General features: G+C 59.7%; 18 protein-coding genes and 7 pseudogenes. 16 read left to right on the top strand and 9 right to left on the bottom strand.

Going from position 1 to position 23,016, the window contains the following annotated elements; translation table 11 throughout:
• Nucleotides 1–14 precede the first annotated feature (14 nt).
• The gene (locus tag FCU66_RS26545) at nucleotides 15–731 is read left to right on the top strand and encodes a hypothetical protein (RefSeq protein ID WP_136617879.1); all 717 of its coding nucleotides are present in this window, start codon (nucleotides 15–17) and stop codon (nucleotides 729–731) included.
• Between the two features lie 389 nt (nucleotides 732–1,120).
• Here the strand turns inward: FCU66_RS26545 and FCU66_RS42855 are convergent.
• Together FCU66_RS42855 and FCU66_RS26535 are read right to left on the bottom strand one after the other, a co-directional pair.
• A pseudogene (locus FCU66_RS42855) lies at nucleotides 1,121–1,168 on the bottom strand (excalibur calcium-binding domain-containing protein); the annotation flags it as partial.
• A gap of 27 nt (nucleotides 1,169–1,195) precedes the next feature.
• Nucleotides 1,196–1,717: a thermonuclease family protein gene (locus tag FCU66_RS26535; protein WP_246094016.1), complete on the bottom strand. Its 522-nt coding sequence runs from the start codon at nucleotides 1,715–1,717 to the stop codon at nucleotides 1,196–1,198.
• On the opposite strand from FCU66_RS26535, the gene FCU66_RS26530 reads away from it, so the two are divergent.
• Nucleotides 1,685–2,032 (top strand): hypothetical protein, encoded by a 348-nt coding sequence (locus FCU66_RS26530; RefSeq protein WP_136617881.1) that lies wholly within the window; start codon nucleotides 1,685–1,687, stop codon nucleotides 2,030–2,032. The two genes, FCU66_RS26535 and FCU66_RS26530, sit on opposite strands and share 33 nt — an antisense overlap.
• A gap of 197 nt (nucleotides 2,033–2,229) precedes the next feature.
• On the opposite strand, the pseudogene FCU66_RS26525 reads toward FCU66_RS26530, so the two are convergent.
• Nucleotides 2,230–2,846, bottom strand: a pseudogene (locus FCU66_RS26525) (aldehyde dehydrogenase family protein); the annotation flags it as partial.
• A 118-nt stretch (nucleotides 2,847–2,964) separates the two neighbouring features.
• Here FCU66_RS26525 and FCU66_RS42850 point away from each other — a divergent pair.
• The 3 genes from FCU66_RS42850 (at nucleotide 2,965) to FCU66_RS26510 (ending at nucleotide 5,076) form a co-directional block, all read left to right on the top strand.
• Nucleotides 2,965–3,309 (top strand): transposase, encoded by a 345-nt coding sequence (locus tag FCU66_RS42850; RefSeq protein ID WP_425462868.1) that lies wholly within the window; start codon nucleotides 2,965–2,967, stop codon nucleotides 3,307–3,309.
• Between the two features lie 119 nt (nucleotides 3,310–3,428).
• Nucleotides 3,429–4,649, top strand: coding sequence for an acyltransferase family protein (locus tag FCU66_RS26515; protein ID WP_136617882.1), 1,221 nt, complete (start codon nucleotides 3,429–3,431; stop codon nucleotides 4,647–4,649).
• Between the two features lie 55 nt (nucleotides 4,650–4,704).
• Nucleotides 4,705–5,076 carry a hypothetical protein gene (locus FCU66_RS26510; RefSeq protein WP_136617883.1) on the top strand — a complete coding sequence of 124 codons (372 nt, stop codon included), beginning with the start codon at nucleotides 4,705–4,707 and terminating at the stop codon, nucleotides 5,074–5,076.
• Nucleotides 5,077–5,153: 77 nt separating this feature from the next.
• Here the strand turns inward: FCU66_RS26510 and FCU66_RS26505 are convergent.
• The 4 genes and pseudogenes from FCU66_RS26505 to FCU66_RS26490 form a co-directional block, all read right to left on the bottom strand.
• A pseudogene (locus tag FCU66_RS26505) lies at nucleotides 5,154–6,096 on the bottom strand (IS630 family transposase); the annotation flags it as partial.
• Nucleotides 6,097–6,268: 172 nt separating this feature from the next.
• Nucleotides 6,269–7,240 (bottom strand): glycosyltransferase family 10 domain-containing protein, encoded by a 972-nt coding sequence (locus FCU66_RS26500; protein WP_136617884.1) that lies wholly within the window; start codon nucleotides 7,238–7,240, stop codon nucleotides 6,269–6,271.
• Between the two features lie 309 nt (nucleotides 7,241–7,549).
• A pseudogene (locus tag FCU66_RS26495) lies at nucleotides 7,550–7,962 on the bottom strand (transposase); the annotation flags it as partial.
• 151 nt (nucleotides 7,963–8,113) lie between these two features.
• Nucleotides 8,114–8,727, bottom strand: a pseudogene (locus tag FCU66_RS26490) (aldehyde dehydrogenase family protein); the annotation flags it as partial.
• Between the two features lie 475 nt (nucleotides 8,728–9,202).
• On the opposite strand from FCU66_RS26490, the gene FCU66_RS26485 reads away from it, so the two are divergent.
• The 10 genes and pseudogenes from FCU66_RS26485 (at nucleotide 9,203) to FCU66_RS26440 (ending at nucleotide 20,291) form a co-directional block, all read left to right on the top strand.
• Nucleotides 9,203–10,165 (top strand): ArdC family protein, encoded by a 963-nt coding sequence (locus FCU66_RS26485; protein ID WP_136617885.1) that lies wholly within the window; start codon nucleotides 9,203–9,205, stop codon nucleotides 10,163–10,165.
• Nucleotides 10,162–10,347 (top strand): hypothetical protein, encoded by a 186-nt coding sequence (locus tag FCU66_RS26480; RefSeq protein WP_136617886.1) that lies wholly within the window; start codon nucleotides 10,162–10,164, stop codon nucleotides 10,345–10,347. Before FCU66_RS26485 ends, FCU66_RS26480 begins: the two co-directional genes overlap by 4 nt.
• A gap of 13 nt (nucleotides 10,348–10,360) precedes the next feature.
• Nucleotides 10,361–10,542, top strand: a pseudogene (locus FCU66_RS26475) (DUF2958 domain-containing protein); the annotation flags it as partial.
• 440 nt (nucleotides 10,543–10,982) lie between these two features.
• A complete protein-coding gene (ubiM, locus tag FCU66_RS26470; RefSeq protein WP_136617888.1) occupies nucleotides 10,983–12,164 on the top strand; it encodes a 5-demethoxyubiquinol-8 5-hydroxylase UbiM in 1,182 nt (393 codons plus the stop codon).
• A 372-nt stretch (nucleotides 12,165–12,536) separates the two neighbouring features.
• Nucleotides 12,537–13,145: a nodulation methyltransferase NodS gene (nodS, locus tag FCU66_RS26465; protein ID WP_136617889.1), complete on the top strand. Its 609-nt coding sequence runs from the start codon at nucleotides 12,537–12,539 to the stop codon at nucleotides 13,143–13,145.
• 960 nt (nucleotides 13,146–14,105) lie between these two features.
• On the top strand, nucleotides 14,106–14,702 hold the full coding sequence (locus FCU66_RS26460; protein WP_136617890.1) for a NodA family N-acyltransferase: 597 nt from the start codon (nucleotides 14,106–14,108) through the stop codon (nucleotides 14,700–14,702).
• A 128-nt stretch (nucleotides 14,703–14,830) separates the two neighbouring features.
• Complete coding sequence (gene nodC, locus FCU66_RS26455) at nucleotides 14,831–16,102, top strand: chitooligosaccharide synthase NodC (RefSeq protein ID WP_136617891.1); 1,272 nt, start codon at nucleotides 14,831–14,833, stop codon at nucleotides 16,100–16,102.
• Nucleotides 16,103–16,151: 49 nt separating this feature from the next.
• The gene (gene nodI, locus FCU66_RS26450) at nucleotides 16,152–17,174 is read left to right on the top strand and encodes a nodulation factor ABC transporter ATP-binding protein NodI (protein ID WP_006328887.1); all 1,023 of its coding nucleotides are present in this window, start codon (nucleotides 16,152–16,154) and stop codon (nucleotides 17,172–17,174) included.
• A gap of 3 nt (nucleotides 17,175–17,177) precedes the next feature.
• A complete protein-coding gene (locus FCU66_RS26445; protein ID WP_010913823.1) occupies nucleotides 17,178–17,966 on the top strand; it encodes an ABC transporter permease in 789 nt (262 codons plus the stop codon).
• Between the two features lie 303 nt (nucleotides 17,967–18,269).
• Nucleotides 18,270–20,291 carry a carbamoyltransferase family protein gene (locus FCU66_RS26440; protein WP_136617892.1) on the top strand — a complete coding sequence of 674 codons (2,022 nt, stop codon included), beginning with the start codon at nucleotides 18,270–18,272 and terminating at the stop codon, nucleotides 20,289–20,291.
• A 506-nt stretch (nucleotides 20,292–20,797) separates the two neighbouring features.
• On the opposite strand, the gene FCU66_RS26430 is transcribed toward FCU66_RS26440, so the two are convergent.
• Nucleotides 20,798–21,025, bottom strand: coding sequence for a PLP-dependent transferase (locus tag FCU66_RS26430; protein WP_246094015.1), 228 nt, complete (start codon nucleotides 21,023–21,025; stop codon nucleotides 20,798–20,800).
• Nucleotides 21,026–21,346: 321 nt separating this feature from the next.
• Here FCU66_RS26430 and pdxR point away from each other — a divergent pair, with 321 nt between their 5' ends.
• The gene (gene pdxR / locus FCU66_RS26425; RefSeq protein ID WP_136617912.1) at nucleotides 21,347–22,816 is read left to right on the top strand and encodes a MocR-like pyridoxine biosynthesis transcription factor PdxR; all 1,470 of its coding nucleotides are present in this window, start codon (nucleotides 21,347–21,349) and stop codon (nucleotides 22,814–22,816) included.
• A gap of 22 nt (nucleotides 22,817–22,838) precedes the next feature.
• On the opposite strand, the pseudogene FCU66_RS26420 reads toward pdxR, so the two are convergent.
• Nucleotides 22,839–22,987 (bottom strand): annotated as a pseudogene (locus FCU66_RS26420) (LysR family transcriptional regulator); the annotation flags it as partial.
• Between the last annotated feature and the right edge of the window lie 29 nt (nucleotides 22,988–23,016).

The following is a 23,016-nucleotide window of genomic DNA, read 5'->3' as shown; positions in this document are numbered from 1 at the left end:
CGAGTTGACGATGCATGGGTGCAAATAGGCTGTCGCTGACCAAGGCCAGGGACGGCCCACCAAACGAAAAAGAGGTGCAAATGACGCAATCGCAACTTAGCAAGGTTTGGTTTGTGGTCAGTGCGCTGCTTCTCTACTACACCCTGAATTCTTGGGTGGTAGCGCAAGGCGGGGAAGAGATTTTCGGTGCAAAGCTGGTCATGAAGGCGAGGGTGCCTGCAGTAATGATCGCAATCCCGATATGTTCGATTTTGCTCGCACTAACCTCACTTGTTGGACGCGTCTATGCCCTACGCGGCGGCTCGCACTGGCATGCGCGGATACCGGTTGTCGGCTTCGACGCGATCGAGACGGGCTCGCGAGAAGGCCGCGTCTATCAAGGCGCGATGATTGTGGTTTTCTCCGTGCTGCCCGCGATCGCGCTGGTCTATTTCTGGTGTACGTTTCTCTCCGCGACGGTAATGCTGAACGACGGCAAGAAGGACCCAGGCGCCAGCCTTTGGGATTGGTCGGAGCTCCGGACGCTGAACGATCCCGCTCGTATCTGCACTGAATTTGACAAGGGGCTCGACAAGCCGTGTATCGGCAGCGCCACGGTGCTGCCGGGCCTTGAGCCAACAATCTTTGGCGCGCTAACCCTCGCGGGCTTTATTGCGCTCGCGATGCACTGGCGTGCTGTGGCGATGGGTCAACGGCATGAGGCCTCACCGATCACGACCCACGGCAAGTAGGAGTCAGCGGATTGAAACTGTCAGTCAGTTGCGGGCGACGAAAGAGGCTTGCGGCCAAGCAATTCCAGCAAGGCGACCTGGCCGGTAACGGCAGATCCGGCAACCCACGCCAGCATCACCCACTCGGAAAACAGTCATGCCGCCGGCGCGCGCGTAGAGCATTGCGCCTACCACGGCTGAGAACAGGCCTAACCCCACCGCCAACATCACGGCCATCTTAAACAGCGCGTGTGGCGGTTTCTGTCCGACAAACTGTCCGCAGGCGTACATGGCGGCAATGGGGATGCTCACAGCGATGAAAAGAGTCCGATTGTTGCAAAGAACACCATCTCTCTCATCCCTCCGCCTTTACGGCGTTTGCATCTGTGGCCGCTTCTTATCCAGCGCCATCAACAGAGTGTCTCGCAAGCAATTCCGTCGCCATCGCGATCCAGCTTGCCGCCCCATGGGCAGTTGCTGAGATACTATTGGGCTTCGTCGCAAGAGCTGATTTGCGAGCATGTCCGGCGCGGCTGGCACGAAAAGCTTTGCGCTACCTGTCGGCGGTTGATGATGCCGAGCGGCTGGCTCGACGGCCTCGCATCGTCAGCGTGCGCTGCCCGCCATTCCCATGGCGCCTGAAACGCTCCGACCCAAAGACCGAGCTTCCCGGCTTCCGCCTTCGCCTGTTGCGCTGAAAATGCTCCGTGGCTGTAGCGGGGCCAATCCAGAGCCTGACCGTGCTCGACCATCCACCCGGCCACGCTGACGCCATCCGCGCGCTGGCGATCACCGACAAACCGGTGATATCGGTCCCAAGTTAAGAAGGTGCAGTGCACCGGCTTGGAGGCCGCTAGAAAGATGTCCAGAGCCTCGGCTGAACGGCGTCCGCATGGATAGTCGAATCCCTTGGCGTCGCTGCAGTACTGCTTGCTCTCCGGCGCGTCGATGCCGTTGAAATGGATACGCTGACCATGGATTTCGATGGTGTCGCCATCGACGCTCACTCGGACCTGGATGCCGCCGTTGCCGGAGCCTACGGGTGGCCTACAGATATCTCTGAAGATCAAGCTCTGGCGAATCTCCTAGAACTCAATCTGGCGCGTGAGGCATTCAACGAGCACGCCAAATCCGGTCTGAAGACAAGAAAGCCACGTCGTCGTCCGACGCCGGAAGAGGTTCGACGTGCCCCGCAGATGAAGTTGCCCATTGCAGGTGGCCGCAAGTCCGTTGTCGGTCCGCAGCAATTGACCACCGAGGATCGCGAAAACCAGCTGACGTCAGCAGAGCGTCCGCGAAACACCAAACGCCGAACAAGCTGACCCAGGTCAGCCTAATTGTGCGAGACGCCCTTGCTCCAAGACCGATGATAGACCCATTCCAGTCATATCCGTTACACCTCATCAAAAGCAGATCGAAGCCGGCCGCGCCTATGACCGCCTTCTCAAGCGCGGCACCCGGCCGAAGGGGCTCAAGGCAATCGTCGCATGGTTCAAGCGCCTGTGGATCAAGTTCATCGGCTAATCAGCGTGCGGCCGACGGCATCGCCTTTGCAGGCACAGATCAGGTTGCCGACGCCTTCGGGAAAGCCGGCCTCCGCGCCGAGTGCAACCATTGCGCCTGCAACAAGCGGCGTCTGTTCGGCAGGTTTGAGGATGACCGCGCAGCGGGCCGCCAGGGCCGGCGAGCTCTTGCGCGCAACCCTCGAGGCCGAGAAAATTCCACGGCCTGATGGTGCCAACAACGCCGATCGGCTGCTTGACCGCCAGCATGCGCTGGCCCGTCTAGGGCAGGGAGATCGTCTCGCTATAGATGGCTTTGGCCTCTTCGGGCGTCCCATTGCAGATCGCAAGCAGCGTGAGAGACTTCCGAGCCGGCTTCGGCAAGCGGCTTGCCCATCTCAGCGGTGAGAATGGCAGCAAGGTCGTCCGCATGGTCGATGATCAGCTGATGCCAGTGCCAAGCCATGTCGCTGCGCTCTCGGGCGGTCATGGCTGCCCATCCAGTCTCTTGCGATACAGGCCTTGCTGCCCGCGTCTCCGTGACCCCATGTTGGGAAATTTCCGCCAACACGTCGCCAGTGGAATCAAGACCTCGAAAATTCGCTCGCCCAGGCGGCGTGCCGAGTGGCGGCATGCGGTCGAAGGCGCCGAACAGCTATGCAGATTTCAGGTGCAAGCGGTTGGCACAGAGGCACGCCTCGCGGGGGCACCGGCGTTAAGTCCTGCGAGCTGATAAAACCGCAGCGCAAGGCATGGCGTCCAGGCATCCGGCAAGCGGCAGTCTGCCGGCACTTGATGACGCCCGCGCGCCTGACGGCGCGTGCCGGGTGCTCGTGAACCGAGCCCGCTTTTTCTTCGGCAGGCTCAGGCGGCCTCGGCCATCCGGCTTCGCCGCCTCCGATAGCGCCAAGGGCGGACGGCCGCCCTTTGATACGGTGATGATGTTGAAGATCGTGGTTCTGCAGGCGCTCTACTGTCTCTCGGACGATCAAGCCGAGTTTCAGATCCAGGACCAGCTGTCGCCGGTGGGCATGGCCCGCATATCCATCCCATGGATGCATTATATCCAAACAATCAAGTTTACCCCTCCGTCATGATGCTGCATACCGCAGTATAGGAAAGCCAATGTCCCGTGCTTTCCAGCTCACGTTCACGAGCGTGGACTTTGTAGGAAGACCAAGTCGAAACCGGCGCATTCATAAGGGGCAGAGTATCCATGAACGGAATGGCGGCGGGGCAGGCCGGATCTGAACGTTTTATTGCTTTAGAGGGGTTGAGGGGGCTGGCTGCAGTTGGCGTCCTCTTGTCTCACGCCCTCTTCGCTGTCGAGCCAGGGATATTCAAAACCATGTACCCGTTGGCGCAAGCAGCGTGGCCAGAAATCGGATGGCCTGCTCAGCTTCTAACTCTCCCCCCATTCAGCATGCTTATCAACGGAAGCTTTGCGGTTTGTGTATTCTTCGTTCTAAGCGGCTTCGTCCTTACCAAGTCTTTTGCTGACACTGGAAATGCGTCGGTGCTTGTATCCAGAGCAATCCGACGGATACCCCGCCTCGGCATTCCAATCGCGGCTTCAATCGTTTTTGCCGGTACCATTTTTGCCATGGGGCTGATGAGAAATCTTGAAGTTGCTCCACTCACGGGCTCGATCTGGCTGACCTGGTATTACCCTAGCTCAATTACGGTCGCGACCATCGCCAAGGAGGCCCTATATGAGTCCTTATTTCTCGGTAAGAACCAACTCAATTCACCACTCTGGACGATGTCCATCGAGCTCGTCGGTTCATACTTAGCCTTCATGTTCGCCTTCGCTGCGAGGTGGTTCACCTTCGCCCTCGTCACAGTTTTTGCCGCGGCTCTCTCTTTTGCGGTCCATATAGCTTACCTGCCCTTCGCCTTGTCGTTCGGGGTCGGCGTCCTCCTGACTCGCGTTTCTCCAGCGAAATGGCCTCACAAAGCTAAGATCGCAATCTTTCTTGCTGCCATCTATCTTGGCGGCTTCTCAAACGACATCTTGTATGAGCCGATCATCAAACTCTCCCCAATCGACTTTAACCCCCTGAAGGACGCAATGCACTGCGTCGGTGCAACCTTCCTTGTCGCTAGCGTTCTCGCGCTTCCATCGCTTCAGCGAGCCTTCTCGTCATACTTTTTCCCACTCCTAGGTCGATTGTCGTTCTCGGTCTACCTTCTTCATTTCCCTCTCCTTTGTTCCCTCGGGTGCTCTGTCTATCTCTGGAATATCCAATGGGGGCATGCCATTGCGGCTAGTAGCACTGTCGTCATTGTACTTGTAACCACCATCATTGCTGCGGTGCCTTTTCAGCGCCTTGTAGACGTGAAGTCCATGGAAGTAGCCAAGAGGGTGGACCAATACCTGAGAGGTTTTTGCGTAAGTCTGCGGAGGCGTAGACTGGCGCTGCGCTCAACCATTTGAGCGGGACAAACATAGCTAATCATTCTGACCTCAATAAAACGAAAGGTGCCCTGCCTTGGAAGAATTCGTATCGCGCATCGCCACCGATGTCGGCGTCGACCCGGCTCTCGCAGACAAGGCCGTTGGCATGATGCTGGGTTTCCTGCAACGCGAGGCAGCCGACGGTCCCGCTGCGCGCATGATCGAGGCCATTCCCGGAGCTTCGGAATTGGTGGCGAAGCATGATGGTGAGGACGCAGAGGGCGGCAGCGTCCTCGCCGGAGGCGGCGTGGTGGGTTTCGGCCAGCAATTGATGAATGAGGGTCTCAGCCTAGGAAATATCGCCGGCCTTGCTAACGAGACGATCGCCTTCGCCAAGGAACATGCCGGCGACGAACTCGTGGACGAGGTCCTCAATTCCGTTCCCGGCCTTCCCCAGTTCGCCTGATCAGCAGCAGCCGGGTGGCGTACGATGTCGTGCGCCCGTCTCGGCCCGTTTGCTGCAGCCAGAGCAGATTCGACGTATTCCGGGTCAGAGCTGTCTGCCTCGAAATAGTGCCTGCATTCCTCGGCTGTGAAAGCTGCGAGGCAGTTGGCCACGACCGACCAGAACTCGTCGATGGTTCGGGTTGCAGCCTTTCTCAGGAGAGCCTTGAGCTTCGAGAAAGCCATCTCGATCGGGTTGAAGTCGGGCGAGTATGGCGGCAGGAACAGGAGCGCGCCAACTTCTCGATCACCTCGCGCCCGCCGCTGATCTTGTGGGCGGGCAGGTTTGTTCATGACCACGATGTCGCCTGGGAGAAGCTCGGGTGCGCGGACCTGCTGCGCATAGGCGAGCAAGGCAGAACCATGCATAGGGCCATCGAGCAATATTGGCGCCGCCAAGCCGCCCAGCCGCAGGCCGGCCGTGAATGTGGTGGTCTTCCAATGGCCGTGAGGAACGGCCGCCCGACAATCGTTCGCCGCGCAGGCTGCGGCCACGCAACCGCGCCATCTTTGTGGATGCTGCGGTCTCATCGATGAAAATCAGCCTCTCGGGGTCGAGATCGAGCTGGCCATCGAACCAGGTTCTGCGGCGGCGCAGGACATTGGGGCGCTGCTGTTCGGCGGCGTGCGCCGTCTTCTTTTGAAACGTGATGCCGCGCCGGTCGAGGCACAGCCGGACCGTGGACGACGCTACCAGCACGCCACGCTCGGCGGCAAGGCGCTCGCCGATCTCAGCAAGCGTGATGTCCGGCGCCTCCTCGATGAGGCCAAGAATGAAGGCCTCATGCGCATCGAGCTTCGAACGCGACGGCTGGCCCTGCTTGCGCGCTTCCAACTGGCCGGTCTCGCGATAGCGGCGATACCAACTCCCGGCCATCGAAATACCGATCCGGAAGCGACGCGCCGCCTCCCGCCTCGAAACCCCGACTTCAATGGCCGCAATCACGCGCCCACGAAGGTCCGCCCTTGGGCTCCTCGTCATCATCACATCCTCGTAAATCACCGGGACAGTGAATCAGACAGGATCTATCGCGTGATTCCCAAACCGACTCTGTGTTCATCAAAGATGCTCGAGGCATTCTCCGCCGAGTGTTGCGTACGGACCCTGCCAGATCACCAACCGCCGGGCGCGCGAAGCGAATGAACTTTGGAGTTCATTCGTCTACCCCAAAATCGACCTCGGGCGTACCGATGTGCATAACTTTAGGCGGCAAAGGCTTATCCTGAACGCTTTCGATGAAGCCCGCGAGATAAGCAAATATATTGTACTTCTCAAGTACCAACCGCTTCGCCTCTCGTATTGCATCGCGACGGTCCTTCCAGAGGTCCGAGTTGGTTATTTCTCGGATCTTTTGAATTACGTTCTTGTCCTCTGGATCAATCAGAACCATTGAATCCGGCGGAAAGAACCTCGTGATTGCCGGGCTGCCGTAATAGATCGGCATTGTTTCAGCAACGAAGCAGTCCATAAGCTTCTCTGTAAAATAGTAATCAGCTCTAGTATTCTCGAAAGCTATACTGTAGCGGTAAGGTGCAAGTGCGTCCCATTTATCTCCAATCAGGTGAAAACCTCGGCCGAACAGGTCGAACTCGAGCTCCTCTCTCAGCCGCTCCAAAAACGCCAGCCGATATCGATGTCCTTTAAGCAGGGCGATGTTGCTGGTAATCCATGAGAGCCGACGCGGCTTGTCAACGACTTCGCTGACCAGAAGTTGGTCATACGTCTTTCTTACAGACCAAGACCGAGTGATAGGTGGAGACAAGACGAATCGACGCCCTGCATTCTGCCGAGCTACCAGCTCTGCGTCAGACGTCAGAACGATGGTATTTTCCCCTTGCCCTAGATGGAGCGCGCGATGAGCTTTCGTCGGCGGTTCGCCGATTGCAAAAATTGTCCTGTTCGGGCTCGCCTCGATATCAACTGGAAGTCCAAAAACAGAAGGAGAGTTAAAGATTATATGCCAATCCGGCGTGAAGGATGTCTTGCGTACAAAAGCGACATTGTTCCAGATTCCACTGCCCTTTGGAGTGAGATGGTGGATGGCGTCATCCAGACCGCCCCAAGAATCGAGGCATGCAGCAACAATGGGCGCCGGACGTTCCGTCGGCAATTTGGCGCTATACAAAGCAGTTCGACTCCTTCACTTCGGTGGTGCCGGGAGTAATTTCTGCACCAGGGCCAGACCTCTCTGCGCTCCGTCGTGAGATGAAGCTAAAACGATCGGAATCGATGGCCAAACGGTCCGCAGGTAAGCCCTTCGATATCGAAAAGTTTGGGGGAACTATACAGAGGCTTGTAACCCCTCCTCCTCCATCTCGATCGGCTTCCATAATTTAGCTCTGACTATTTTTGATGAAGTTTGGGAGCTCTGTCCAGAGTCTTCTGCAAATTTGCGATCACGGTCGCCGGTGTTGGCGGGTCAGGCGCGGCGTCTTCAAGTAACCGCGGCCTTGGGCTCCTCCAGCTTGCGCAGCATCTCCTTCTTGTGCTCGGCCAGGTGCTCCATGTTCAGATTCGCATGGCCTCCGCCAGTTTTCGTGTGTTTCGACGGCGAGCGCGCGGACGAGCCGCAGGCAGCTCTCGGCGCTGGGAAAGATGCGCACCACATGGGGTGCGCCGCTTGATCTCCTGATTGAGCCGCTCCAGGATGTTGATGCTCTTCAGGCGCTTGTGATGCTGGCGTGGCAGCCGGTTGAAGGTGAGCGTCTCCTCGATGTTGTCCTCTACCCACTGGCACAGCTTGGGGCAGCGCGTCTCCCACTTGGCCAGCCATTGGGCGAGGTCGCGCCGCACTTCGGAAAGGTCGCGCCGGTCATACATCCAGCGCAGTTCCTGCAGGCAGTCATCATCGATCCATTGGGCCGGCAAGATGTCTCGCGAGCAGATCGAAGCCGGCCGTGCCTATGCCGCCTTCTCAAGCGCGGCACCCAGCCGAAGGGGCTCAAGGCCATCGTCGCATGGTTCAAGCGCCTGTGGATCAAGTTCATCGGTTGATCAGTATCAGGTTGACGACGCCTTTCGGGAAAGCCGGCCGCGCGCATTGCGCCTGCAACAAGCGGCGTCTGTTCGGCAGGTTTCAATATCACGGCGCAGCCGTCGCCAGTGCCGGTGAGATCTTGCGCGCCACCATTGAAGCCGGGAGATTCCATAGCGTGATCGTGCCAACAACGCCGATTGGCTGCTTGATCACCAGCATGCCCCGGTCAGTCGAGGGCGGGGAGATCGTCTCGCCATAGATGCGGTTGGCCTCTTCGGCATACCATTGCAGATATGCCGCCGCATGCGAGACTTCCGACTTGGCTTCGGCAAGCGGCTTGCCCATCTCAGCTGTGAGGATGGCAGCGAGGTCGTCGGCGTGGTCGATGATCAATTGATGCCAGCGCCAGAGCATGTCCCTGCGATCCCGGGCGGTCAACGCCGCCCATCCAGCCTGCGCCGTAGAGGCCTTGTCGATCGCCGTGCGCGTCTCAGCGCCCATGTCGGGTAGCGCTGCGGATTAAAGACCCTCGAACTTTCGCTCACCCAACACCGTGCCAAGCGTCGGCATGCGGTCGATAGCGCCGAACAGGTCGGGGAGTTTCAGATTCGCATCAGCGGCTGGCACAGAGGCATCCCGGCTTTCTCTTCAAAACGGCGGATGTTTTCTATTAGCTGCGTCAGGATGTGTAACCCCACTTCGCATAGGACCTCGAGCGACGGGGCCCTGGCGACCTGCCGACCGCGTTATGGAACAGGAACGACCGTTCCTGGAACGAGAATTCCTGTTCAGCGCCTTTCTCGCCCGCACGCCTGGCGGGGGCACCGAGCGCTGAGCCCTGCAACCTGATAACCGCAGCGCAAGGCATGGCATCCACGCATCCGCGGGAGGCCTAAGCTTTGACGGCGCCCGCGCGCCTGACGGCGCGTGCCGGGTGCTCGTGAACCGAGCCCGCTTTTTCTTCGCCAGGCTCAGGCGGTCTCGGCCATCCGGCTTCGCCCCCTGGCGCGGGCAGCCCTCGGCTGCTGACGGTCGCCGCCCTGTCGGCCGGCGCGGTTTGTTCGTTGGCCGTTCCCGGCGGCGCGGGATTGAAGAGCGGAGGACCAGACGATGCGTGCAAAACACAACCGTTGCGGCAGCCGAGAGGCTGGCGCGGGCAGGGGCGGGCGCCCGGGCGCCAGCCTTTATCAGGAAATCACGGACCGCATCATCGCCGAACTGGAGCGCGGCACCGTGCCATGGGTCAAGCCATGGGGCAGCGCAAGGGCCGACCTCGGCCTGCCCAGCAACGCGGCCACCGGGCGCCGCTATTCCGGCATCAACATCCTCATCCTGTGGGGCGCCGTCATCGAGCGCAGCTATCCCGGCCAGAACTGGCTGACCTTCCGGCAGGCGCTTGCCCTTGGCGGCAATGTCAGGAAGGGCGAGCGCGGCACAACAATCGTGCATGCCGACCGCTTTGTCCCAAAGGGCGAGCAGGAGCGCGCCAAGACAGACGGCGACGAGCCGCAGGCGGTGCCGTATTTGAAGCGCTTCACCGTCTTCAACGTCGCGCAGTGCAACGGCCTGCCCGAGCACCTTTATGGCAACGCCGAACCGCTGCCCGAACGCCAGATCGTCCCGCAGGCCGAGGCGCTTATTCGAGCAAGCGGCGCGGATTTCCGCATCGGCGGCGATCGCGCTTTCTACATGCCGGGCAGTGACACCATTCAGGTGCCGCCGCAGCCGGCATTCTTTCAGCAGATCGACAATTACCGCACCTGCTTCCACGAGCTTGGCCACTGGACCGGCCACCCGGCGCGGCTGGCGCGCGACCTCTCCGGCGCCTTCGGTTCCAAGACCTATGCGCGCGAGGAACTGGTTGCCGAAATCACCGCAGCCTTTGTCTGCTCGATCCTCGGCATCGAGCCGACCGTGCGCCATGCCGACTATATCGGCACATGGCTGACGGTGCTGCGCGAGGACAATCGCGCCATCTTCCGCGCCGCCAGCCTTGCCTCCAAAGCCGCCGATTTTCTGCTCGGCTTCAACGCCGCTGCCGAAGGCGCGCAACAAGACGAGATCGCGGCATGAGCGCGCGCGATCCCGACACCCTGCGGACCGAACCAACGCCGCAAGGCGAGCAGACGCTCATTCCCGATGTCCAGCCGCTCACCACGCGCGACCGCCTGCCCGTTGCGCCCGCGCGCGCGGCGCAAAAGCCGCTCGATATCGGGCTGTTCGATGACGCCAGAAACCAACGCGACCTGTTTTGAGAGGAGTTTTGCCATGATCCTGATTACCGACGACCTATGCGCCCGGCTGCTCGCCAATGGCGCAACCGACACCAAAACGACCATGTCCCGGTGGTCAACCTGTTCGATCCGACCGGGCCAGCAACCTGGCTTCTCACCGAACTCGACGCCGACGGCGACACCCTTTTCGGCCTTTGCGACCTTGGCTTCGGCTTCTATGGCGAGCCGGTTATTCGCTGATCTCGCAAAAGTCCTGAAACAGCCTTCCCCAGATCAGACGCCTGGTTCTCCCTTGGGCTGGCTAGTGCCATGGCGTCGTCATGGGACCAGCTGGCGCATGACTGGATTGGATCGATGTCATCTGACGCCGGTTCCGCCTCGACTGACCCAGATCAACGCCACGCCCTTGTCGGCGTGGTTTGATCACCAGTCCTTCACGGGAAAAGCATGGGCTGACCGACAGCCTGGTCGTCGCTCCCATCATCTTGACAATCCAGATCATACAGCAGGCAAATGACGCTTCACCAGCCAGGAACCGACGTGAGAACCGCGCTTGAGGCGATGCGGGCAATAGATCACAGCGCAATCGATGCACGACCTGCGGCTCGACTCCCCCAACATCTCACGAAGAGAACCGACGCGCTGGCGCCACGCTGATGGCCGGCTGTGACGACAGCTTCGACATTATTGTCGTGGGCGCCGGTCCGGTCGGACTTTCCTTCGCCGCATCGCTTGCCTCTAGCCAGCTCAAACTGGCGGTTGTGGAAGGGCAGGCCCTGGAAAGACTGGCAAGTCCGGCTTTCGACGGCCGCGAGATCGCGCTCACTCACGCCTCGATTGGAATCCTTCGCGAGCTCGGCGCCTGGGATGTTATCTCCGCTTCGGACAGGTCACCGCTTCAAGGCGCACGCGTCCTCAACGGATCGAGCCCGTTTGCGTTGTGTTTCGATTCCCCCGGCGGATCCGCGGAACCACTGGGCGTTCTGGTCCCGAATTGCCAGATCCGCGATGCCCTGTTCAAGATCAACCGCTTGCGGGGCCATGCCCGGCTGCTGTGCGGCCACTCGGTCGTGCGTGCAACAAACAGCCGTCAAGGAGCACTGATAACGCTCTCCAATGGCAGGCAGCTGAGCGCTCGGCTTCTCGTTGCAGCCGATTCGCGTTTTTCCGCCACCCGCAATCTGCTCGGCATCGGCGCCGATATCAATCGGCTTGGCAACTCGATGCTGATTTGCCGGGTGAGGCACGAGCGCCCCCACCGCCAGATCGCGATCGAATGGTTCGATCACCATCAGACGGTGGCGATGTTGCCTCTCGCGCAAGGCGTGTCGTCGCTGCTTTTGACTTTGCCCTCAAACGAGGCCGACGGACTGCTTGCCCTCGACGACGAGTTGTTCCTGAGGGAGTTGACAAAGCGCTGTCGAGGGCGCCTCGGCAACATGAGCCTGGCAAGCCAACGCTATATCTATCCGTTGGCCACGACCTGGGCGCACAGGTTCCGGGCGCCGAGCGCCGCATTGATCGGCGACGCTGCCATTGGCATGCACCCGGTGACCGCGCATGGCTTCAACATCGGCCTCGGCGGCCAGAAGCAGCTCGCCCGCGGTATAGAGACCGCATGGCGCGACCGTCGCGACATTGCCGACCCCGACATGCTCCACAGATATGAAAGCCGACTGCGCCTGTCGGCGGCGCCGCTCTACCATGCTACGAATATCCTCGTCGGACTCTACTCAAGCGAGAATCCGGCGGCACGGCTTGCAAGGCATGTGGGGCTGCGCCTCGGCCAACATCTTCCCTTTGTCCGTCATGGCATTGCGGCCATGCTGAGGCGGTAAACCCCAGTCACCATAGTGTCAGCATCAGCGTGCGGCGTCGTAGCAGGCGGGCGAGTGTGGTTCGATGGGAGCGGTCGCGGCTGCGCGGGATCAGCTTGATGAAGACGGGGCTGCTGAATGCCGCGAGCCTCTTCCATCGCGGATCGTCAACGTGTCAATCGCCGTGTGTGTGTGCGGAATCCACGCCCAATTCCGCCTTCGATGTGTTCAGCGCGTGGATGGTTGTCATCCAAACAATCAATTTTGCCAATCCTGCGGACCCAATTAGGAGCGTGACCGAAATCAACTGCCTCGGCCCGCAGTACACCCGACCCTACCGACATCTGACGGCATTTGCAGCGCCGGTGATTGCTGCCTTAGCTAGGTGCGAATTTGACCCATAAAATCGATCATGAACTGCTGAATCGAGAAATGGCCGCAGACGATCCATGGCGGCTCGATGGCAACCCGTTCGAGCGGGAGCGCCACACCCAAATTCTCCGGTTGTCACTTGCGCAAGGTCGAGTCGCGAATGCGCTCGAAGTCGGGTGCGCTGCCGGCGCTTTTACGGAGCGGCTAGCCCCCATTTGCCAGCGGCTCACTGTGATCGATGTCGTGGAGCCAGCGATTACGCGAGCACGTTTACGCATGAAGGAGACGCCGCACATCAGCTGGATAATTTCCGATGTTCAACAGTTTTCGAGTGACGAGCTGTTCGACCTGATCGTCGTAGCGGAGGTTCTTTACTACGTCGGAGACCTCGTTCAGATCCGCGCGGCAGTCCGCAACCTGGTAGGCCTGCTTGCGCCAGGCGGGCAGCTGGTTTTCGGGTCGGCACGTGACGCCAATTGCGAACGCTGGGGGCACGCTGCTGGTGCAGAGACCACCATCGCCATGCTGAACGAATCGTTGACCGAGATCGAGTGCATCGAGTGCCGGGGCGCGTCGATCAATGAAGACTGCCTGCTGGCTCTCTTCCGAAAGCCGATTTCCGCTTCCTGATGAAACACTGGGAGACACTGTGCGCTTCTGCGGTGTCAAGCTGACCCAATATGCGGACGTATAGAGCGCCCAATTGCAACAAGTAGCTGGATCCGGTTGATGGTAACAACTGCTGACTACATCCGGCTTCTTCATGCGGCTCGATGTTCTGCGCCGCGAGCCTCGAGGGGTTTTCGCCCGCTTCCACCTCAACGGCCCCAGACTTTTTAACCGATCTCGTCGTTGCAGTGAGTCCCGCGTCCCGGCCCTTCGGCGGGCGCAAGTGCTGACGCTCCTTAGGCTGCCTTTTCTGTTTGCGGCGATCTTTGACCCCTCGTACGGAGTGAAAACTTAAGGGCCAGCCCCTTCGCGCACTTCAGCCTGCCAAAACCTTAAACAATTCGTTCGAAGTAGCGCCATCCGGGCGCGCCCTCCTTCCCAATCTCCAGGTGCTTTCACCGACAGTCCGGTTGACTGGCAACACTCGAAAGCATTGACCAGACAATTCCTGTTGGCGAGCGCGACCATCGCGCCATTGGCATGCCGCCTTGCCGCAACTTGTCGAGCCAGAGCTTCGCGGAACCTGTTTGCCGCCGGCGATCCAGAGCTGCGCGATCGCCATGCATCATCAGCGTGCGCCAACGGTCGCCGCCTTTGCTGACGCCTAACAGTCGGGCCATCCTCCACTTGATCGCTGCTTCGGCACGGGCGCAGCCACGCGCTGGCGGCCGCTCTTGAATCAGGTTGTGTCACCGACAGCTGCCATCGGTGCCGCCGCTTATCGGGCCAATCGAGCACGACCAGATGGTTCAGATCAGGGCCTTTGAAAGGCACGGTTTTAACATCCATAGCGTGGATGCTCGCGATCTAAACAATCAATTTTACCAATCCGGGAGGGTCGTTCATAGACCCATGACATGCACCGCCATTGCTCTACCGCGTGAGGTGCACAAAAGAACCCGAAAAAGAGGAAGTCTTCGCATGCGCCCTGACGTGCAGTGGAGGTTATGCTGGGAAAATGAGTTGCAGCTTCCCGATCACCTCGAACTCTCTGAGTTCTTCCGGAAGACCTATGAGCCGACCGGAGCCTTTAATGGGAAGCAATTCGCAGGCGGTCGAAGTTGGGCCGGTGCAAGGCCGGAGCTCCGCGTAATCGGCCGTGATGTGCACGGGATAGCTGCTCACTTGGGCCTGCTGCGTCGATACATCAAAGTTGGCGACGTTGATCTGCTTGTCGCTGAACTCGGTCTATACGGCGTGCGTCCGGATCTTGAGGGGCTGGGAATCGCCCATTCGATTAGCGTGATGTATCCAGTGCTGCAGCAGCTTGGCGTTCCATTCGCTTTCGGCACGGTTCGGCAGGCGCTCCGGAACCATGTTGGGAGGTTCCGCCGCAAAGGCTTGGCGAACATTTTGACAGGCGTTCGCGTGCGTTCAACCCTCCCGGACGTGTACCCCGATCTGCCTTCCACGACGCGAGTCGACGACGACGTGCTCCTCATTGTGCTGCCAATTGGACGCTCAATGAGCGAGTGGCCGGCCGGCACTTTGATCGATCGGAACGGTCCAGAGCTATGAAGGACACCCGCAATGATATCAGTCAGCCCGATCCGGCCCTCATGGCATTGATCGATCTGACTCCAGCATTGGCCGCGGATTTACTATCCGCCCGCTTCCCTCAAATTCACTGAAAAATCTGACATCTCATGAACCTATTTGCCTCAGCCAGTACTGCTGCCGTCTGCTCTTACGCGCTGCTGTCGACCGTCTACAAAACCGCGCAGGTCTTTTATACCCTGCCTGCAAACGTACCGCCAACCTCGGGCGAACCGGCCGGCTGTGAGCTTTGGCCGAGCGTCGATGTCATTATCCCGTGCTACAACGAGGCGCCTCGCACCCTCTCGGACTGCCTGGCTTCCATTGCAAGTCAGGACTACGCCGGCAAACTGCAGGTCTATGTTGTTGATGACGGTTCTGCAAACCGCGATGCCCTCGTGGGTGTACACGAGGAATACGCGGGCGACCCGAGGTTCAACTTCATTGCGCTCCCAAAGAATGTCGGAAAGCGCAAGGCGCAGATTGCCGCCATTCGCCGCTCGTGCGGAGATTTGGTGCTGAATGTAGATTCGGACACGATACTCGCCCCGGACGTCATCACCAGGCTTGCGCTAAAGATGCAAGATCAAGCGGTCGGCGCCGCCATGGGCCAGTTGGCGGCTAGCAATCGCAGTGAAACTTGGCTGACTCGGTTGATCGACATGGAATACTGGCTCGCCTGCAACGAAGAGCGGGCAGCGCAGGCTCGGTTCGGTGCCGTCATGTGTTGCTGCGGTCCGTGTGCCATGTACCGGCGATCCGCGCTTGTTTCGCTGCTGGATCAGTACGAGACGCAGCGCTTTCGAGGGAAGCCGAGCGACTTCGGCGAGGACCGCCACCTTACGATCCTGATGCTGAAAGCAGGCTTTCGAACAGAGTATGTCCCGGAGGCCGTCGCGGCAACAGTCGTTCCCAACAGCATGGGTCCCTATCTGCGCCAACAGCTTCGCTGGGCCCGGAGCACTTTCCGTGACACGTTGCTGGCGTTCCAACTGCTGCGCGGCCTTAATATTTATCTCACATTGGACGTGATTGGCCAGAATATTGGCCCATTATTGCTATCTTTGTCGATTCTGGCGGGGCTCGCGCAATTCGTAACGACAGGTACTGTGCCTTGGACGGCATGCCTGATGATTGCAGCCATGACTATAGTTCGTTGCAGCGTTGCAGCGTTTCGTGCGCGCCAACTTCGATTTCTCGGGTTCTCGCTCCACACACTCATCAACATCTTTCTCTTGCTCCCTTTGAAAGCATACGCGCTGTGTACATTGAGCAACAGCGATTGGTTGTCGCGAAGCTCTGCGGCCAATGTGCAAGACACCGGCGGCGCCCTTCCAAAGCCAAACTTGGTGGGATCTGACGCACCTTGCGAACAGCAATAGTCACGTGATCTCAGGTGGAAGAGTTTTGAGCCAGGACCAGAAACATCAAGTGTTGAAGCGTAAGTTGGGCCCAGAGGATTTGCGGCGATTCGAGACTCCTGCGATCGAACGGGAGTCTCACGGGCAAACAAGCGCGAAAAGCTCCGTGCCTGACTCTCTGTCGACCGTGGCAGTCGATTTTGCCGGCGTAACCAAGTCGTATGGGAACAAGATCGTTGTCGACGAACTGTCGTTCTCCGTTGCGTCGGGAGAGTGTTTCGGCCTCCTCGGACCAAACGGGGCGGGCAAAAGCACGATTGCGCGTATGCTCCTCGGCATGACATGCCCTGACGCGGGCACGATCACGGTGCTCGGCGTCCCGGTGCCGGCGCGCGCTCGGCTGGCACGCAGGGGCATTGGCGTGGTCCCGCAATTCGACAATCTTGACCAGGAATTCACCGTACGCGAGAACCTGCTGGTGTTCGGACGCTACTTCGGCATGAGCACACGTCAGAGCGAAGCGGTCATCCCGTCGCTTCTCGAGTTCGCTCGCCTCGAGCGCAAGGCGGATGCGCGCGTCTCGGAACTGTCCGGCGGCATGAAGCGATGCCTGACAATGGCGCGGGCGTTGATCAACGACCCCCAGCTCATTGTGATGGACGAGCCGACCACCGGCCTCGATCCGCACGCGCGCCACCTGATCTGGGAGCGGCTGCGCGCCCTGTTGGCACGCGGCAAGACGATTATCCTAACGACGCATTTCATGGAAGAGGCTGAGCGATTATGCGATCGGCTGTGCGTGCTCGAAAAGGGCCGCAACATCGCCGAAGGCGGCCCGCAGGCGCTGATCGACGAGCATATCGGATGCCAGGTCATGGAGATTTATGGCGGCGATCCGCACGAGTTGCTTTCGCTGGTCAAGCCACATTCCCAGCGCATCGAGGTCAGCGGCGAAACCCTTTATTGCTATGCGCCAGACCCTGACCAGGTGCGCACGCAACTGCAGGGGCGAGCAGGTCTGCGTCTTCTTCTGCGTCCAGCCAATCTCGAGGATGTTTTCTTGCGGCTGACCGGGCGCGAGATGGAGGAGTGAACGATGATTGAAGGTTTTGCGGCGGCGCTGCCGGCCAATGCGTGGAACTGGGTTGCGGTATGGCGACGCAACTATCTGGCATGGAAGAAAGTCGCACTCGTGTCGCTTCTCGGTAACCTTGCCGATCCTATGATCTACCTTTTCGGCCTAGGCACCGGCCTCGGCATAATGGTCGGCCGCGTCGACGGTGCGTCGTATATCGCCTTTTTGGCGGCCGGCATGGTCGCGGTAAGTGCGATGACCGCATCTACCCTGGAAACATTGTACGCGGCTTTCGCTCGCATGCATTCTCAACGCACATGGGAAGCCATGCTGTATACGCACGTTACCCTCGGCGACATCGTTCTGGGTGAACTGGCGTGGGCAGCCACCAAGGCCTTCATGGCCGGTACGGCTATTACCATCGTCACCGCAACCTTGGGCTATGCCGCCTGGCCGTCCGTACTCTATGCGCTGCCAATCATTGCTCTGACAGGGTGCGTATTTGCGAGCCTCGCGATGATCGTCACCGCACTTTCGCCCAGCTACGATTACTTCGTGTTTTACCAGACGCTTGTCCTCACACCTATGCTGTTCCTGTCGGGCGCCGTTTTCCCATTGAACCAGCTGCCTGGCGCCTTTCAGCAGATAGCGCGATGCATGCCGCTGTCACATGCGATCGACCTCATTCGTCCGGTTATGCTTGATCGCCCGATCAGCGGCATCGCCCTGCACGTCGGTGTGCTCGGCCTGTACGCGCTGTTGCCATTCTTCCTCTCGATGGCGCTGTTGCGCCGCCGACTAATGCGCTGACGAAAGAGAGCGAGATAAACAATGCGCTACGGACTTCGTGCTGCAAATAAAAACGACATCGCCAACGCAAATCGGCATCCAACCCAGGGTCTTCGTGGCATCCACTCAATCTCTCAACGTTATGGAACGCCCGGGACCTCGATCACAGAATCTCATGTTGATCCAGGCGTAAGAGAATTTCTTTGAGGTTGGTGATGTCTGACTGGCGTTCGCGGCGGCGAACGACAACGCAGCCTGTGTTTTTGATCAAACGGCCTTGAGACAGGCCAATTCAGTCTTCCTGTACGATAAACGGAGAGCGAGATGCTGTGTCTAGGATTGAGCGGCGGATTAGACAAAGTCTATGAAAACCGATTCCAGATTGCGAATACATTCATGCACGATGGCGCTGCGGTGCTCGTCCGAGACGGACAGGTCATCGCGGCCGTAGAAGAGGAGCGCCTCAATCGGATCAAGCACTCCAACAAGCTCCCAATCAGTTCGGTTCAATACTGTCTTTCAGCCGCTGGGGTTCAGCTCAGCGAAATCGATCATGTGGCGTACTACGCTACCGAAGCCTATTGCAACGCCATGCTCGAAAACATGCTTGCTTCCGAGCCGGACGCCTCCATTCCGTTGGATGCCAAATTTTTGGTGCAGCAGCTGTTGGCGCAGGAGTTCGGTAGCGAGCTCGACCCTTCGCGTATCTCATTCGTAAGTCATCATCAGGCGCACGCCGTGAGTGCTTTTGCAATGTCGGGCTTCGAGCAAAGTCTGATTTTCGCGATTGATGGCTCTGGTGATTTCCAGTCGGGTCTTGTGGCGGTAGGATCTGGTGCTGAAATTTCGCAACTCGCGACTTTCCCAGAGAACAATTCCCTTGGGCTATTTTATCTCGAGGTGATCCGGTATCTCGGCTACGGCTTGTTCGATGAATATAAGGTAATGGGGCTTGCCCCCTACGGCGATCCCGTTCCCTATCGCGAGCTTTTCGAGCAGTTCTATGAACTGTCTGCAAACGGCGAGTATCGCGTCCACCTGGACCGCATCGGTCCGACTTTGCTTCGCACCATTCAGGTCCGGCAAAAGGGAATGCCATTCACCCAGCAGCATAAAGATGTGAGTGCGTCGTTACAGGAAGCGCTCGAACGCATCGTGTTTCACATTCTTCGGCATCATCGTGAGGCCACAGGGATGACTCGGTTGTGCCTGGCCGGCGGCGTTGCGCACAACTGCTCCATGAACGGCAAGCTGCTCTATTCAGGCCTTTTCGAAGACATCTTCGTGCAGCCCGCATCGCACGACGCTGGCTGCGCATTAGGCGCTGCACTAATCGTGTCTGGTGAGCTGGGCCGCCCCGCGCCGCGTGCGCGATTGCAGGAGGTTTATTGGGGGCCGGATCTCGCGAGCGATCATGCTGTGGAAGAGGAACTAAAGGCATGGGCGGGGCACCTGGAGTTTGAACGCACTGAGGAGGTGGCGGATAGGGCAGCCGAGTGGATGGCCGGTGGCGCCGTGATCGGCTGGGTGCAAGGTCGTTCGGAGTTCGGGCCGCGCGCGCTCGGAAATCGCAGCATTCTTGCCGACCCCAGGCCCGCCACAAACAAGGACCGGATCAACGCCATGGTCAAGAAGCGGGAAGGCTATCGCCCGTTCGCCCCATCAGTGCTGGAGGAGGATGCGCGCGAATTTTTCGACCTCCCAGGCAGTGCGTGCGAATTTCCCTTCATGAATTTCGTGGTCCGTGTGCGCGACTCCAAGCGTGGTTTGCTCGGCGCCATTACCCACGTCGACGGTACGGCTCGGCTGCAAACAGTATCGCGCAAGGCCAGTCCGGCCTACTGGGACGTCATCAATGCCTTCAAGCAGCGCACTGGCATCCCAATTCTGCTCAATACGTCCTTTAACAACAATGCCGAGCCGATCGTGGATTCAGTTGCAGACTCGATTGCCACGTTCCTGACGACAGAGTTGGATGGACTTGTGGTCGGGCCGTTCCTTGTCAAAAAACGGGCCGCAACGCTGGAGGATTGGACTGCGCTAGCGGTTTCATTGCCGCCTTATGTATCCCTGTACAAGGTCCGCGCTCACACGGCGCTGGATCGCCAGGAGACCATCTGCGAAATCCGAACGGATCACTCCAGCCGTGACGGTGTGCGTATTTCACATGACTTGTTCGATCTGCTGACGCGGATCGAAGGCGAAGCCGTGCTCGCGGATCTCCTCGATACAATTACGCTTGATCAGGCCCAGCGCGAGGCTCTCACAGGAGAACTGCGACGGTTGTGGGAGCAGCGCCGCGTTCGCATGCGTCCCTCGCAAGCTGCTCGCGTCCATCAAAACTGATGCCAATCGCTGGACGACAGATAGCAGTTGCCGAAACACCGGTCTGTCCAAGCATCTTCATATGACTGTGCCCAATCCATCGGCTGAGGCAAGGATCCTGACGATTGCATCTGCTCGCGAGCATGTCATGTTCAACCCATCTAACCGGCAGTCGAGGATCAGTAATGGATTTGCTTGCCGGTGGCCCAAAACAGCACCAATTTGTCGTTTCTCGACGGCGGAGCCGGTTCGGTGACTGCCTATGGTCTCCGGCATCAGCCTGGTGCTCCGCATAGCGGACGGGACGTGCGAGCGGGCTGCGCCGCTCGCGGGATAAGGCGGCCGCCTTACGGCGCGCCAAGCCGGCATATTCGTCGTTGAGATGCTTTTTGGCCAAATGCGTTGGTGGGGCGACGATCATGTTTTAGCGCGGCTTGACCCTTCGCCCTCCAATTATGACGCCATTGCGGATTTCGCCGGCGCTTTCTTTAGGACTCGAGATCTGTTGGTCAAGGCCACCCGCGCGGTTAGCGTTGGCGATGCCCGACATCTGCTTTCGGGCATCGCCTGATCGGGATGCGAGTCGAGGAAGGGGAGCTCACCCAGCCCACGGCCGAATGCCCGTCGCGCACCTGCGCGATCGCAAGCGCCGTGGTGCTGTGCCATTCCAGGCGAAGCGTGAGAGTCCTTTTCAGCCCGCGCAGAACCAGGAAGGCCGACATGGTCGGGAGCGCCGCGCCGGTGATGTAGCGCAAGGCCGTTTCGTACAGCGTGTGGAGGGGTTCCGCGTCGCCGAGGATTGCGCCGCCAAGGCTGCGGCCTCATTCGCCGCGACACTTTCAATCGTCGGTCGAGTTCAGGAAGGCGCGTGGTTGAACGGCATTGGGAAAACCAGCCGGATCGTAGCCGGTGATGGATCGCGCGGGTAGCGAAGCCGAATTTGGCATCGTTCGCAGATGTGCCACTTTCCGGTCTTGGATTGCGGTCTCGGGCATCGGCTTCAGACGTGCTCTTGGCTTTCGGAAGGAGTGGCTGCAAACTGGTTGATATGGAATGTCCAGTTGGCAGGAAAAGAAATGGTCCAGTCTCCAGGTCCCGGTGCTTCAACCCGCTCGCATGGCATGGGCGCGCGCCAGATCTACGAAGCGCTTCGCGAGCAGATCCTCAGAGGCGTTTACGGCACCGGCAGCCAGCTGCCGTCCTCCCGTGGTCTCGCCGAGGAACTTGGAGTCTCGCGAACGACCGTCACCGTCGCCTACGAGCAGCTGGCCGCGGAAGGTTTCATCGACATCCGTCAAGGCGCGCGCCCTCGTGTCGCATCCTCAGTGCTGGGACATGAGCTGACCGCCAATCCCCCAAAACGGTTCGGCCCGGTTCACTTGTCAAGCTATGGCGAACGGCTGCGTGGTACTCCGCGCTGGCCGGATTACCTGCCGAACACGCTGAAGGTTGATTTCCGCTATGGCGTCCTGGCGCCCTCAGATTTCCCCGCATCGGTTTGGAAGCGCGCGATGAACGCGGCGATGGCGCAGCGGCCGGCACGGCTCGCCTATGACGATCCGTGCGGTTCGAGCCGGCTCCGCCAAGCGCTTCAGGGCTATCTCTGGCGCGCCCGTACTGTGCGCTGCGACCCCGAGCAGATCGTCATCGTCAATGGTTCGCAGCAGGGCCTCGATCTCTGCGCGCGCCTGCTGCTCGACCCCGGGGACAGCTTCGTCATCGAGGACCCCTGCTACAGGATGGCGCGCCAGGTCTTTGCCAGTACAGGTGCCACGCCCGTTCCCGTCGAGGTTGACGATCACGGCATGCAAACGGAGCAACTGGCGGGGGTCGCGGCCCGGCTGGCCTATGTGACGCCCTCGCATCAGTTTCCGCTCGGCGGCGTCATGCCGATCCCGCGGCGGCATCAGCTTCTGGAATGGGCGCGGGAGCAGGGCGCCTATGTCATCGAGGACGACTACGACAGCGAATATCGCTACGATATCAGCCCCGTTCCCCCGCTGCATAGCCTCGAGGATCATGGGGCCGTCATCTACCTCGGCACCATCTCCAAGACGCTCTCGCCGATGCTGCGGATCGGTTATCTCGTCGTCCCGGCGGAATTCCTGCAGGTTTTCGAAACCGCCAAGCAGCTTGCCGACCGGCATTCTCCGATGGCGGGGCAGGAGTCATTGGCCTCTCTGATCGAGAGCGGTGGCTATGAAAGCCATGTGCGCCGCGTGCGCCGCATCAACGGCGAGCGCCGGGAGGCATTGCTGACCGCCCTGAAGCGGAGTTTTCAAGGTCGGATCGCCGTCCAGGGGGCAGAGGCTGGACTGCACGTCGTCATATGGTTCAACGACCTGCCGCGATCGCGTGAAACGGCGTTGGTCGAAGCTGCCCAATACGCGGGTCTGGGTCTGCACCCGATTTCGCCGCTTTATCATCGGCAGTCGGGAGCAGGCGAAGCCGACCGCGTCGGGCTTGTCATGGGCTATTCCGCCCTGAGCATCCGGCAGATCGAAAAAGGCGTCGAGATGCTGCGCGACGTCGTCGCTCGACTCTGAGACGCTGACGGTTCCGCACGCGGGTTAGAACGCATTCGCGGCCGCTCATCGTAAACAGTTCATCGTTGAAATAGTCGCGCGGCCGGGCGACGGCCGCGCTCATGGCCGGCTGACTAAGGTTGATGCTGCTGCCGCCGCCGTGAGGTTGCGCGATCCAAGCCTTTGTCTCATCTATCCGCAACGTGGATGCTTGTCATCGA

The organism is Mesorhizobium norvegicum (genome assembly GCF_004919685.1).
GTDB lineage: Bacteria > Pseudomonadota > Alphaproteobacteria > Rhizobiales > Rhizobiaceae > Mesorhizobium > Mesorhizobium norvegicum.
This window is presented reverse-complemented; position numbering and strand designations above follow the sequence as displayed.

What these genes read in the sequence shown, in the direction of transcription:
- FCU66_RS26545 (WP_136617879.1), top strand. Translation starts at nt 15, where the DNA reads ATGGGTGCAAATAGGCTGTCGCTGACCAAGGCCAGGGACGGCCCACCA.
- FCU66_RS26530 (WP_136617881.1), top strand. Translation starts at nt 1,685, where the DNA reads ATGGATTTCGATGGTGTCGCCATCGACGCTCACTCGGACCTGGATGCC.
- FCU66_RS42850 (WP_425462868.1), top strand. Translation starts at nt 2,965, where the DNA reads ATGGCGTCCAGGCATCCGGCAAGCGGCAGTCTGCCGGCACTTGATGAC.
- FCU66_RS26515 (WP_136617882.1), top strand. Translation starts at nt 3,429, where the DNA reads ATGAACGGAATGGCGGCGGGGCAGGCCGGATCTGAACGTTTTATTGCT.
- FCU66_RS26485 (WP_136617885.1), top strand. Translation starts at nt 9,203, where the DNA reads ATGCGTGCAAAACACAACCGTTGCGGCAGCCGAGAGGCTGGCGCGGGC.
- FCU66_RS26480 (WP_136617886.1), top strand. Translation starts at nt 10,162, where the DNA reads ATGAGCGCGCGCGATCCCGACACCCTGCGGACCGAACCAACGCCGCAA.
- ubiM (WP_136617888.1), top strand. Translation starts at nt 10,983, where the DNA reads ATGGCCGGCTGTGACGACAGCTTCGACATTATTGTCGTGGGCGCCGGT.
- FCU66_RS26460 (WP_136617890.1), top strand. Translation starts at nt 14,106, where the DNA reads ATGCGCCCTGACGTGCAGTGGAGGTTATGCTGGGAAAATGAGTTGCAG.
- nodC (WP_136617891.1), top strand. Translation starts at nt 14,831, where the DNA reads ATGAACCTATTTGCCTCAGCCAGTACTGCTGCCGTCTGCTCTTACGCG.
- FCU66_RS26445 (WP_010913823.1), top strand. Translation starts at nt 17,178, where the DNA reads ATGATTGAAGGTTTTGCGGCGGCGCTGCCGGCCAATGCGTGGAACTGG.
- FCU66_RS26440 (WP_136617892.1), top strand. Translation starts at nt 18,270, where the DNA reads ATGCTGTGTCTAGGATTGAGCGGCGGATTAGACAAAGTCTATGAAAAC.
- pdxR (WP_136617912.1), top strand. Translation starts at nt 21,347, where the DNA reads ATGGTCCAGTCTCCAGGTCCCGGTGCTTCAACCCGCTCGCATGGCATG.